The organism is Rhodovulum sp. ES.010, assembly GCF_900142935.1.
Classification (GTDB): Bacteria; Pseudomonadota; Alphaproteobacteria; order Rhodobacterales; family Rhodobacteraceae; genus Rhodovulum.
The window spans coordinates 3,650,163-3,662,435 of the sequence record NZ_FSRS01000001.1; the positions used below are offsets into that span (position 1 = coordinate 3,650,163).

General features: G+C 69.9%; 12 protein-coding genes. 3 read left to right on the forward strand and 9 right to left on the reverse strand.

Features of this window, described 5'->3' with window-relative positions; translation table 11 throughout:
• Window positions 1–26 precede the first annotated feature (26 nt).
• Window positions 27–704: a thiamine diphosphokinase gene (locus BUR28_RS18055; protein ID WP_074221382.1), complete on the forward strand. Its 678-nt coding sequence runs from the start codon at window positions 27–29 to the stop codon at window positions 702–704.
• Here BUR28_RS18055 and BUR28_RS18060 read toward each other — a convergent pair.
• The 8 genes from BUR28_RS18060 to BUR28_RS18095 all read right to left on the reverse strand — a co-directional run bounded on the left by BUR28_RS18060 (window position 676) and on the right by BUR28_RS18095 (window position 8,874).
• Complete coding sequence (locus BUR28_RS18060; RefSeq protein WP_074221383.1) at window positions 676–1,590, reverse strand: DMT family transporter; 915 nt, start codon at window positions 1,588–1,590, stop codon at window positions 676–678. The two genes, BUR28_RS18055 and BUR28_RS18060, sit on opposite strands and share 29 nt — an antisense overlap.
• A 116-nt stretch (window positions 1,591–1,706) precedes the next feature.
• Window positions 1,707–2,207: an Hsp20 family protein gene (locus BUR28_RS18065; RefSeq protein WP_074221384.1), complete on the reverse strand. Its 501-nt coding sequence runs from the start codon at window positions 2,205–2,207 to the stop codon at window positions 1,707–1,709.
• Between the two features lie 123 nt (window positions 2,208–2,330).
• Entirely contained in the window at window positions 2,331–3,143 is an 813-nt protein-coding gene (locus tag BUR28_RS18070) for a trypsin-like serine peptidase (RefSeq protein ID WP_074221385.1), read from the reverse strand.
• A 4-nt stretch (window positions 3,144–3,147) separates the two neighbouring features.
• A complete protein-coding gene (locus BUR28_RS18075) occupies window positions 3,148–3,978 on the reverse strand; it encodes a trypsin-like serine peptidase (RefSeq protein ID WP_083626720.1) in 831 nt (276 codons plus the stop codon).
• 54 nt (window positions 3,979–4,032) lie between these two features.
• The gene (glcF, locus tag BUR28_RS18080) at window positions 4,033–5,316 is read right to left on the reverse strand and encodes a glycolate oxidase subunit GlcF (protein WP_074221386.1); all 1,284 of its coding nucleotides are present in this window, start codon (window positions 5,314–5,316) and stop codon (window positions 4,033–4,035) included.
• Between the two features lie 33 nt (window positions 5,317–5,349).
• The gene (locus tag BUR28_RS18085) at window positions 5,350–6,156 is read right to left on the reverse strand and encodes a response regulator (protein ID WP_074221387.1); all 807 of its coding nucleotides are present in this window, start codon (window positions 6,154–6,156) and stop codon (window positions 5,350–5,352) included.
• Between the two features lie 16 nt (window positions 6,157–6,172).
• Complete coding sequence (locus tag BUR28_RS18090; RefSeq protein ID WP_074221725.1) at window positions 6,173–7,375, reverse strand: FAD-binding protein; 1,203 nt, start codon at window positions 7,373–7,375, stop codon at window positions 6,173–6,175.
• 65 nt (window positions 7,376–7,440) lie between these two features.
• Window positions 7,441–8,874: an FAD-linked oxidase C-terminal domain-containing protein gene (locus tag BUR28_RS18095; RefSeq protein WP_074221388.1), complete on the reverse strand. Its 1,434-nt coding sequence runs from the start codon at window positions 8,872–8,874 to the stop codon at window positions 7,441–7,443.
• A gap of 85 nt (window positions 8,875–8,959) precedes the next feature.
• Here BUR28_RS18095 and BUR28_RS18100 point away from each other — a divergent pair, with 85 nt between their 5' ends.
• Window positions 8,960–9,661, forward strand: coding sequence for a DUF599 domain-containing protein (locus BUR28_RS18100; protein ID WP_074221389.1), 702 nt, complete (start codon window positions 8,960–8,962; stop codon window positions 9,659–9,661).
• 173 nt (window positions 9,662–9,834) lie between these two features.
• Here the strand turns inward: BUR28_RS18100 and BUR28_RS18105 are convergent, their stop codons facing one another.
• A complete protein-coding gene (locus BUR28_RS18105; protein WP_074221390.1) occupies window positions 9,835–11,211 on the reverse strand; it encodes an L-serine ammonia-lyase in 1,377 nt (458 codons plus the stop codon).
• 279 nt (window positions 11,212–11,490) lie between these two features.
• Between BUR28_RS18105 and rpiA the strand changes: the two genes are divergently transcribed.
• The gene (rpiA, locus tag BUR28_RS18110) at window positions 11,491–12,273 is read left to right on the forward strand and encodes a ribose-5-phosphate isomerase RpiA (protein ID WP_074221391.1); all 783 of its coding nucleotides are present in this window, start codon (window positions 11,491–11,493) and stop codon (window positions 12,271–12,273) included.

The window sequence follows — 12,273 nt, forward strand, 5'->3', positions numbered from 1 at the left end:
TCTAATCGTGCCGCATCGGTGCCACCATGTCGCCCCATTTGCTTCAGGCTTCCGCTCCAATCACCCTTCTTGGTGGCGGAAAGGTTAACGCGAATCACTTGTCGCGCGCGCTTGCGCTGGCGCCCGAGATCGTGGCGGCCGACAGCGGAGCGGATGCGGCGCTGGCGGCGGGACACCGGCCCGGCCGCGTCATCGGCGATCTCGACTCGGTGTCCGAGGCGGCGCTCGCAGTGCTTCCGCCCGGCTGCTTGCACCGCATCTCCGAACAGGAGAGCACCGACTTCGAGAAATGCCTGCGCGTGGTGGACGCGCCGCTGATCCTGGGGCTCGGTTTCCTGGAACCCCGGCTGGACCATGCGCTTGCGGCGATGAACGTGCTCGCCCGCTTCCCCGGCCGGCGGTGCATCCTGCTGGGCGAAACCGACCTTTGCTTTCTCTGTCCGCCGGACTTGCGCCTCGCGCCGCCGGAGGGCGCGCGCCTGTCGCTGTTTCCGCTGAGCCCGGTCGCCGCGACCAGCGAGGGGCTGCGCTGGCCCATCGCCGGGATCGACTTCGCCCCGGGCGGCCGGATCGGCACCTCGAACGAGGTCACGGGGCCGGTGCGGATAACCGTCGCCTCGGGGGCGCTGGCGGTGATCCTGCCGGTCGGGGAACTGGAGGCGACGGCCGCGGCGCTCATGGCGGGGGCGGCGGCGGGCGGCTGAGGTGGCGCTCGCGCAGGAAGACGTAGAGCCCCGCGCCCATGATGATCGCGATCCCGAGGAGCGACTGCGCATCCGGCAGGTCCTGGAAGATCAGGTAGCCCAGGACCGTCGCCGCGACGATCTCAAGATATTGCAGCGGCGCGATCACCGGCGTGGGTGCGAGGCTGACGGCGGCGCTGATGAAGAGATGTGCGATTGTGGCGGCGATGCCGACGCCCAGCAGCCACAGCCAGAAGATGCCGTGAGGCATCACCGGGTCGAGGGGCGCGACGCCGGAGCCTTCGAACAGGACCAGCGCCGGCAGGATCAGGATGCAGGCGGCCAGCGCCGTCCAGGCCTGCAGGGCCACCGGGTGCAGGCGCCGCGCGACATGGCGCGTCAGCACCACGTAGTTGGCGAAGCAGAACGCGGTGACGAGCGGCAGAAGTGCGATCGGGCCGAACGCGGCAAAGCTCGGCCGGATCACCAGGAGCGCGCCCCCGAACCCCACTACGCAGGCTAGGATGCGGCGCCAGCCGACGGCCTCGCGCAGGAAAAGCGCGCCGAGCAGCGTCAGGATGAAGGGTTCGACAAAGAAGATCGCGATGGCGTCGGCGAGCGGCATCGCGCGCAGCGCGGCGAAGAAGGCCGAGGTCGCGACGAGGATCAGCCCGGCGCGGGCGAAATGCAGGGCCGCCTCTGCGGGCGTCGGGCGGGCGAGGGTGGCAAGCGCCGCGGCGACCGGGAAAAGCAGCAGGACCTGGAGCGTGAAGCGCGCGGCCACGATCTGGCCCACCGGGATCTCCGCGGCGGCGAGCTTTGCGAAACTGTCCATCACCGGGGCGGTGACGGTGAAGCCGATCATCAGGAGGATGCCGGGAACGATGCGGTCCTGCGTGGCGCTCATGTGCCCCGTTTGCCCGCTCGGCCGCGTTTCGTCCAGTGGCTTTCGGCGCGCCGCCGGCACGAAAAAAGGCGCGCGGGACGTCCCGCGCGCCGGCATGGTTCAGGCGTCGGGCGGCGTCAGACCGCCGCTGCGTCGGCGTGCTTCGCGGTGTTGCCTGTCGCCTCTTTCTCCTTCGCCTCGATCGCCTGCGGCCCACCCGTGGCGATTTCGATCCGGCGGGGCTTCAGCGATTCCGGCACCTCGCGCACCAGGTCAAGGTGCAGCATGCCGTCGACATGCGTCGCGCCGGTCACGCGCACATGGTCGGCCAGCGCGAAGCGCCGCTCGAAGGCGCGGGTGGCGATGCCGCGGTGCAGGTAGGCGCGTTCGGTCTCTTCCGGCGCCTTGCGCGCGGCGACGACCAGTTCGTTCTCCTTCACCTCGACGGACAATTCGTCGGCGGCGAAGCCCGCCACGGCGATCGAGATGCGATAGCCGTTCTCGCCGGTCTTCTCGATGTTGTAGGGCGGGTAGCTCGGCTGGGTCACGTCATTGGCCAGCAGCCGGTCCATCATGTCGGCCACCCGGTCGAAGCCCACGGTGGCGCGGTAGAGCGGTCCGAAATCGTAGTGTCGCATGTCAGTCATCCTCCTTGGAGCGATGTGAAGAGTGCCCTCCCGGCGTGGGACGGGCGATTGCGCGGACCCGTCTGGCGCCCGCGAGCCGACATCTGGGAAAGACCGGGGCCGCTTTCAAGGGGGTCAGGGCCGCACGAAACGCGCCCCGATCTCGCGGTTTGCATCGGCCGCCGGGAGGCGTCGCGCCGCGAACCCCTCCTTGGGGAAAACGCCGCGGCCTGCCCGCAGCGCGTCGGTGAGATCGCCCAGCACGCGGCCCGCGTCGAGCCCGAAGGCGAGGCTTTCGCCCTCTTCGCGGTGGCCGCCCGACACGATCGAGACGATCCGCGCCCGTCCCGACGAGGTCTCGAAGACCGGCGCCCCGGAAGAGCCGAACCAGACGTCGCAGGACAGCGCATAAGTGGCCTCGCCGCGGTCCAGCACCGTGCAGCCCCGCTGCCAGGACAGGGCCGCCGCGCGCCCGCGGGCATAGGAGACGACGCTGACCGTGCCCCCGCGGGGCACCGGGCGGCCAACCGCGAACGGGGCGGCGGTGGCGGCGGGGATCGGGGCCGCCAGTTGCACGAGCGCCGCATCCGCTTCGAGGCGGGCGAGAGCGTTCTCGCTTCGGTCGCGGTAGTCTTCGTGGATCACGGCGCGGCGGCCCCGGACCTCGGCGATGGCTTGTCCGTCGCGCAACCCGGCGCGGAAGGTCAGCCGGCCGGGGTCCACCCGGGCGCCCTCGGGCCCGAACAGGCAATGGGCGGCGGTCAGCACGAGGTCGGGCGCGACGAGGACGCCGGTGCAGAACGCGCCGTCGGTATGGTCGAGGCGTCCGACCGCCTCCCATCCGAGGAGGTCCGCCCGCTGGCCAAGCCGGCGCAGGCCGGTATCGGCGCCGGCCGCCAGCGCGGAGAGCGCGAGCCCGGCGACAAGGCAGAGGCCGAACGCGCGCATCCGCTCAGGGCCGTAGGAACTTGGCGCCGCCATCGGCGCGCGCGCCACCTTGGCCGAAGCGATGCAGGGGCGGCGCGGTGGCCCCCAGAACGCCCTCGCCGATGGCGAGCCGTTCCCGCAGCAGGTCGAGATCGTCGCCGAGCGCGGTGCCGAGCGACACCTTGCGATGCGCCAGTTCGGCCTTGGCCGAGACCACCGAAACGACCCGCGGCACCCCGTTTTCCAGCCGGAAGACCGGCGCGCCCGAGGCCCCGAACTCGACATCGCAGGACAGCACCAGCATCTTGGGCCGGCGGGCGAGGACGTGGCAGACCTCTTGCAGAGAGGGCGCCTCGGCCCGGTCCTGGGCATAGGAGACCACGCCCACCTCGTCGCCCTTGCGCGGCCCGGCCGCGATGGCGAAAGGCACCAATCCCGGCAGACTGATATCCCGGTCGAGTTGCAACAGGGCGAGGTCATGTGCCACGCGCTTCAGCGCCCCGTCGTCGGCATATTCGTAATCGGGATGGACGATGCCCCGGCGCACCCGCCGATAGGCCTCGGCCCGGCCGTTGCGCCACCCCGCGCGGAATTCCACTTCGCTTACGGTCAGCGGCTGGCCGGTGCGCCTGTCGAACAGGCAATGGGCGGCGGTCAGCACGAGGTCGGGCGCGATCAGCGCCCCGGTGCAGAAGCCGGACCGGCCGAGTTCGAGCCGCCCCACCGCCTCCCAGCCGCGGGAGTCGTCCCCGGTCGCCAGCGCGCGCAGCGGCATGTCCTTGGCGGTCACGCTGCCTGCGCCGAGGCAGGACAGCATCCAGGCGAGCGCCGCGATCAGACGGAGGTTGCGTGCCATGGACGTGCGATAGCAGGCCCGCGCGGCAAGATTGTGGCCGCGCCGTGTGCGAGGTCAGGCCGTCAGCGCCCGCGGGCGCGGCCCGCCCGTGGCCCAGTCGAGCAGTTCGACCGTATGCACCACCGGGATCTCCGTTCCCGACCCGATCTGCATCATGCAGCCGATGTTCCCCGTGGCGATGACCTCGGGCGCCTTGGCTTCCAGCGTCCGCACCTTGCGCGCCTTCAGCTTGGCCGAAATCTCGGGCTGGAGCAGGTTGTAGGTGCCGGCCGATCCGCAGCAGAGATGGGCGTCGGCAGGCTCCACGACCTCGAAGCCCGCGCGTTTAAGCAAATCCTTCGGCGCGGTCTTGATCTGCTGGCCATGCTGCAGGGAGCATGCCGCGTGATAGGCCACCCGCATTCCGACTGCGCCCGCGGGCATCTCCAGCGTCGCCAGCAGTTCCGAGACGTCAATGGCGCGGTCCGACACCGCCTGGGCCGCTTCGGCCAGGGGCTCGTTCCGGAACATGTGGCCGTAATCCTTGACCGTCGTTCCGCAGCCGCTGGTGTTGATGACGATGGCGTCGAGCCCTTCGCCCGCGATCTCCGCGCCCCAGGCGCGGATGTTCCGTGCGGCCAGGGCGTGGCTGTCGGCCTCGCGCCCCATGTGATGCGTCAGCGCCCCGCAACAGCCCGCGCCGCGGGCCACCACCACCTCGCAGCCCAGCCGACGCAGGAGCCGGATCGTGGCGTCGTTGATATCGGTGTCGAGCGCCCGCTGCGCACAGCCCGTCAAAAGCGCCACCCTCTTTTTTCGCGCCCCCTGCGCCGGGAACACCTGCGGCGCGTCGTTGGGGCTGGGCTTCGGCAGGGTCTCGGGCACCATCACCAGCATCGCCCTGATCCGCGCGTCGGGCATCAGCGCGGCCACCGGCCGGCCCAGCTTGGCCAGTCGCATCGCCAGCCGGAACCGGGCAGGGTAGGGCAGAACATGCGCGAGCACCCAGCGCAGCGCGCGGTCGCGGAACGGTCGGCGGTAGGTCTTCTCGATATGGGCGCGGGCGTGGTCGACGAGATGCATGTAATGCACGCCCGAGGGGCAGGTCGTCATGCAGGCGAGGCAACTGAGGCACCGGTCGATATGCTTGACGGTCTTTTCGTCCGCCGGCCGGTCGTTCTCCAGCATGTCCTTGATCAGGTAGATGCGCCCCCGCGGGGAATCGAGTTCGTCGCCCAGCACCTGGTAGGTCGGGCAGGTCGCCGTGCAGAACCCGCAATGGACGCAGGCGCGCAGGATCTCGTTCGACCGCGCGATGGCGGGGTCCTGCAACTGCTGTTCGGAGAAGTTCGTCTGCATCCCTTCCTCGTGTCCCTTGCGCGCAGGTACCGATCAGCCGGCCACTGCGATGTGTTCCTCGACGAAGCGCAACAGGTCGGTGCCCGAGGTCGTCACCGCCTTGACCCCGGCCGCCTGCAACTCCTCGCGCCGGCGCAAAGCCCGTACCGACGCGAAAACCAGCATGGGCACGTCGATCTCCGCGCTCCGGAGCTGCTGCGCCAGATCCCGGCCCGCCATCGGACGGCTGACGCCCGCCTCCGTTCGACCGAGATCGCTGATGACGACGCCGAAGGCATCGGGTCCGGTCCCGAGAAGCTGCATCGCTTCCTCGGTCGAGCGCGCTGTTTCGACCCGAATGCCACGGTCCCGCAGGGCCGCGACCAGGAAGCTGTTGTTCTCCGGGTGGTCGTCCACCCACAGCACCCCCGCCGGACGGGCGCGCCCGGCGGGGGTCGTGCGCTCCGCCTCTCGTGCGCTTTGCGCCTTGGGCGCCGCTCGCCCCTCGAGGACCTGCGACACTTGCCGTTCCAGACGAACAATCTTGTCGGCGGAGTCCTTGAGTTGCTTTTCGAATTGCGTGGTCGCGTTCTGGACGCTCAACTCCGCTCCGCCCATCCTGACGGTGAAACCCCGCGATTTGAGCACGGCCACGAGATAGGGCCACAACCGCCAGACAAGAACGAGCACCGCGGCCGGCAAAAGCACTGCGCCGAGGGCTTCAAGCAGCCGCGCAAGGCCTTCGGCCGACGCGCCCTGGCCGGATTGGCTTTCCATCGCTGCTGCCGCGGTCCGCATCGCCTCGGCCGCCAGGCAGGTCTGCTGCTCGAGCGAGTTGGCCGGAAAGCTGCAATCCGCCATCCCCATGCTCCTTCGGTCAGGGGCCCATCAGCCCGGGGTTGAGGATGCCGCGCGGGTCGAATTGCGCGCGCAGGCCGCGGGCCAGCGCGGCCAGCGGCGCCGCGTCGGGCTGAAAGACCGGCACCGTCGCTCGCAACGCCTCCGGTGCCTTGACCAGGGTGGCATGACCGCCGCCGAGTTCGGGATCGGCCATGGCCTCCTGCAGGTCCCTGTGAAAGCGGGCGGCGCCCGACATCGGGTCGTCGGCACCGTAGAGCGGCGCGTAGGCGGCGGCCTGCGCCTCGCTCATCCCGATCCAGCACAGCCCGCCTGCCCAGTCGAACAGGCGGTCGAGATCGGCCGTCCGGTCGAGATCGGCCATCAGCCCCGCGGGCATCGCCCCAGGCGCCATCGAGACCCGCCAGACATAGGCGCAGCCCGCCAGCGCCGTGGCATCGCGGATCGCCCGCCACAGGCCCGCGGTCTCCTCCGCCCCACGCTCCACCGTTACCTCGCCAAGGTCGCGCAGAAGCGCGGTCATCCGCTCTGCACGGTATGCCACCGAGCCCGCAAAGCCCTCGATCCGAAGGTGGACCCGTTTCTCGGCCGGGACCCAGGCCGCGCCCGACACTTCGAATGGGCTCTTCATCGCACGGGTCATCGCGTCGAAGGCGCGCCCGCTCGGGGCGCCGTGCAGCGTCACGGTCGCCACGCTCTCGGGCGCGGGCAACACCTTGAAGGCGACCTCGGTCAGCAGGCCGAGGGTGCCGCGGCTGCCGGCCATGAGCTTGACCAGGTCATAGCCGGTGACGTTCTTCATCACCCGCCCGCCGTTGCGGATCACTTGGCCGCGCCCGTCGACGAACCGCACGCCCAGCAGCGCGTCGCGGCAGGCACCCGCCTGCAGGCGCCGCGGCCCGGACACGTTCGCGGCCACCACGCCGCCGATCGTCGGAATGCCCGCGGTTCCCAGAAGCCTCCGATGGTCCATCGGCTCGAAGGCCAGCCGCTGGCCCTCGGCGGCGAGCAGCCGTTCGACCTCGGCCAGCGGCGTGCCCGCCCTGACCACCAGGGTCAGCGCGCCGGGCTCGTAGAGTTCGACCCCCGCGAGCCCGGCCACCGACAGATCGTCGCCCTCGACCGGCGCGCCGACCGGCCGCGTGCCGCCCCCCAGGATCCTGAGCGGCCCCCTGGCGCCCGCCACCGCTTCGGCCAGTTTGGCCTCCGTTCCGGGTGTCATCATTCTTCTTGGTCCAAATACTCCGGGGGTGAATTGCCCGCAGGGCAAGAGGGGGCAGCGCCCCCTCAGCCTGCCCGCCGCGCCGCGGTCGCCTCCAGCGGAAAGACCTTCGCCGGGTTCAACAACCAGCCCGGGTCGAACACGTCCTTCACCCGCAATTGCGCCTCGATATCCGGCCGCTCGAACTGCACGGCCATCAGGTCGCGCTTCTCGATGCCCACGCCGTGCTCGCCGGTCAGGCAGCCGCCCGCCTTGACGCAGAGCTTGAGAATTTCCGCTCCGAACGCCTCGCAGCGTTCCAGGTCGCCGGGCTTGTTCGCGTCGAACAGGATCAGCGGGTGCATGTTGCCGTCGCCGGCGTGGAACACGTTGGCGACATCCAGCCCGAACTCGCCCGACATCTCGCCGATACGCTTCAGCACGAAGGGCAGGGACGAGACCGGGATCGTCCCATCGAGACACATGTAGTCGTTGATCTGCCCCATCGCGCCGAAGGCCGACTTGCGGCCCAGCCAGATCCGTGCGCTTTCCTCCTCGGACCCGCTTTCGCGCAGTTCGACGGGATCATGCTTGCGCGCGATCTGCGTGATCAGGCCCAACTGCTCGTCGATCTCGGCCGCGCTGCCCTCGACCTCGACGATCAGGAGCGCCTCGCAATCTGGATAGCCCGCGCCAGCGAAGGCCTCGGTCGCGCGGATGCAGGGCCGGTCCATGAACTCGATCGCCACGGGCAGCACGCCGGCCTTGATGATGTCCGCCACGCAGGCGCCCGCGACCTCGGACGACTCGAACCCCATCAGGACGGGCCTTGCGCCCTCGGGTTTCGGCAGGATGCGCAGGGTCGCCTCGGTGACGACGCCCAACTGCCCCTCGGACCCGCAGATCAGGCCCAGCCAGTCATAGCCGCCCGCGTCGAGATAGGGGCCGCCGATCTCGACGACGGTGCCGTCCATCATGACCAGGGTCACGCCCAGCAGGTTGTTGGTCGTGACCCCGTATTTCAGACAATGCGCCCCGCCCGAATTCATCGCGATGTTGCCAGCGATGGCGCAGGCCAGTTGCGAGGACGGGTCGGGGGCGTAGAAGAAGCCGTCCTCCTCCACGGCGCCGGTGACGCTCAGGTTGGTGCGGCCCGCCTGCACCCGGATGAAGCGGTTGTCGTGATCGACCTCGCGCACCTCGTTCAGCCGCGCCACGCCCAGGATCACGCTGTCGGCGGTGGGCAGCGCGCCGCCGGCAAGCGAGGTGCCCGAGCCGCGCGGGACGACCGGTACCCGCTCCTCGTGACAGATGCGCAGGATGTCCGAGACCTCCTGCGTCGAGGCCGGAAGCACCGCGGCCAGCGGCGGGCAGCGATAGGCGGTCAGCGCGTCGCATTCATAGGCCCGCGTTTCGGCCGGGTCGTGGATCACCGCATCTGCGGGCAGCACCTCTTGCAGCCGGCGCACCACGTGATCCTTCTTGGCCATCACCGCGGCGTCCGGGGCGGGCATCTCCATGGCGCTCTCCTCGCTGAATTGGTCAGGAAATATAACCAATATTCCGCGCTGACAAGCGTTTTCCCCCGGGGATAGGCTGGCGGCCATGGAGCTTATCGACCGGATCGCCCTGTTCACGCCGCTCGACGCCGTCGCCCTGGGCCTTTGGGTGGGGGCGTGGGTCGGGATCGGCTGGCTGATCGAAAGTCCGCCGGCCCGGCATCCGTCGGTCTCGGTGCTGATGACGCGGTTCCGGCGGGAGTGGATGCGACAGATGTGCGCCCGCCAGTCGCGGATCTTCGATTCCAACATCCTGTCGACGCTGCGGCAGGGCACGACCTTCTTCGCCTCCGCCTCGATGATCATCATCGGCGGCGGTCTGGCGCTGATCGGCAATACCGAGCGGCTGCTGGGGCTGGCCGAGGACCTGACGCTGAGCGCGGCGCCGGCGGTGGTCTGGGAACTCAAGATCATGGCGTTGCTCCTCTTCGTGGCCAACGCCTTCCTGAAATTCGTCTGGTCGCACCGGTTGTTCGGCTATTGTGCGGTGATCATGGCGGCCGTGCCGAACGACGCCGCGGACCCGCAGGCCGATCGTCGCGCCGCCCAGGCTGCAGAGCTCAACAGCACCGCCGCGCGCAGTTTCAACCGCGGCATGCGCTCGCTCTATTTCGCGCTGGGCGGGCTGGCCTGGCTGCTGGGCGCGGTGCCGCTCATCCTGGCCACGGGGATCACGCTCTTCGTGTTGCTGCGGCGGGAGTTCGCGTCGAGGTCGCGGCGCGCGCTGATCGGGGAGACGGGGGTTTGAGCCGACGGCGCGCCGTTCCCGCGACCGGCTGACAGGGACGCGCTCGCTGGCACGCGCCTCGGTCTGCGCGAACTGCTCCACACGCATGCGGACGAACAGCCCTTCACCCGCAGCCTGCCGGACGTCACGAGCCGGTGCCGCCGGGCGGAGACGGTTGGCCCCCGGTCCGCAGATCAGCAGTTCGGGACATTGACGGCGAGCCCGCCAAGGGCGGTTTCCTTGTAGCGCTCGTTCATGTCCGCGCCGGTCTGGCGCATCGTCTCGATGCAGGCGTCGAGTGGCACGAAATGCTCTCCGGTGCCGCGCAGGGAGAGCGAGGCCGCCGAAACCGCCTTGATCGCGCCGAGGCCGTTGCGCTCGATGCAGGGCACCTGAACCAGCCCCTTCACCGGGTCGCAGGTCATGCCGAGGTGATGCTCCAGCGCAATCTCGGCGGCGTTTTCCACCTGTTCTGGCGTGCCGCCCAGCACGGCGGCCAGCCCCGCGGCGGCCATGGCGCTGGCCGAGCCCACCTCCGCCTGGCAGCCGCATTCCGCCCCCGAGATCGATGCGTTGCGCTTGATGATGCTGCCGATCGCCGCCGCGGTCAGCAGGAACTCTCCGACCTGGCCTGAATGGGCGCCGGGGACATGGTCGAGCCAGTAGCGGATCGTGGCCGGGACCACGCCCGCCGCGCCATTGGTGGGCGCGGTCACCACCTGGCCGCCGGCGGCATTCTCCTCGTTCACCGCCATCGCATAGACGCTCATCCAGTCGTTGATCGTGTGCGGCGGCGTCAGGTTCAGTCCGCGTTCGGCCCTCAGCGCCTCTTGGATGCCGTGCGCGCGGCGCCGGATGTTCAGCCCGCCGGGCAGCGTGCCGTCGGTGGTCAGCCCGCGGTCGATGCAGTCCGACATCACCGCCCAGATCGTGCCGAGGCCCTTCTCGATCTCGGCCGCGCTGCGCAGGGTCCGTTCGTTGGCGTGCTTCATCGCGGCGACCGACAGGCCGGCGCGCGCGGCCATCTCCAGCATCTCGGCGGCACTGCGGAACGGGTAGGGGACGGAGGCGGCCGGCTGGGTGGCGGGCTCGCCCTCGGCAAGTTCGGCCTCGGTGCGCACGAAGCCGCCGCCGATGGAATAATACGTCTCCGACAGGATCACGTCGCCCTGCGCATCGGTCGCGCTGAGGATCATGCCGTTGGCATGCCCGGGCAGCGGCCGGTCGTAGTCGAAGTGCAGGTCCCGCGCGGGATCGAAGGCCAGCGGCTTCAGCCCCTCGGGCGCCACGCGAGCCTCGCGGCGGATGCGGGCAAGTGCTGCCTCGGCGGCCTCGGCGTCGTAGGCCTCGGGGGTGAAGCCGTCGAGCCCGAGGATTACCGCCCGGTCGGTGGCATGGCCCACCCCCGTGAAGGCGAGCGAGCCGTGCAGCGAGGCCTTCACGCCGTGCGGATGGAACGGCGAGTTGCGCAGCAGGTCGAGAAATCGCGCGGCTGCCACCATCGGCCCCATCGTGTGCGAGGACGAGGGGCCGATGCCGACCTTGAAGATGTCGAAGACGGACAGATACATGCGCGCTCCTCCCTTGTCATAAGGTGGTGTCGGTGCGCTGGCTTTCCATCCCGAAAGCGACGCACCATGTGTCCTCGGCGCTCCCGCGCAGATTCACGAGTCGCGGCCGCGCAGGGGAGAGGCGGCCGCCGGCCAGCCGCTTCCGCGCCTTGGGTCCCGTGGCCGGCGAGGGCGACATCCGGCCCCCGGTGCGGCCCATGCCATGCGGTATCCGATTGCCCCTCGCGGCTCCGGGCCATCTTGCCTATAAGGGCCGGGACCGGACAGAGGAGACCTGCCATGCAAGGAGAATTGTCCCCCATCGACAGGGCCAAGTTCGCCGCGGCCAAGCGGTCCTGCGCCTTCGTGGAAAGCGGGATGCGCGTGGGGCTGGGCACCGGCTCGACGGCGGCCTGGATGGTGCGCGGCCTGGGCGAGCGGGTGCGCGAGGAAGGGCTGAAGATTCGCGGCGTTCCGACGTCGAGCCGCACGGCGGCCCTGGCCCGCGAGATGGGGATCGAGGTGGTCACGCTCGACGAGGCGAGGTGGCTGGACGTCACCATCGACGGGGCCGACGAGTTCGACGCCGACCTCAACCTCATCAAGGGCGGCGGTGGGGCGCATCTGCAGGAGAAGATCGTCGCCACCGCGTCCGACCAGATGATCGTGATCGCCGACCCGGCCAAGGAGGTCGCGCATCTGGGTGCCTTCCCGCTGCCGCTGGAGGTGATTCCCTTCGGCCTGAACGCCACCAGGGCGCTGGTCGAGGAGGCGCTGGAAAGCCTGGACGTGTTTGGCCGCGAGACGGTGCTGCGGATGGACGGCGACACGCCCTTCGTCACCGACGAGGGCAATCACGTTCTCGACCTGCATCTCAAGCGCATCGGCAATCCGCGCCAACTCTCGCTGGTGGTCAACCAGATTCCCGGCGTTGTCGAGAACGGGCTGTTCATCGACATCTGCGACGTGGTCGTGATCGGCGAGGGCGACGGCCGGGTCGAGGTGCGCGACATCAATGCCGGCACGATCACTCACGACCGGGTCGAGATCCCCGAGAACGACAACCTCTTTTCCGATATCTGA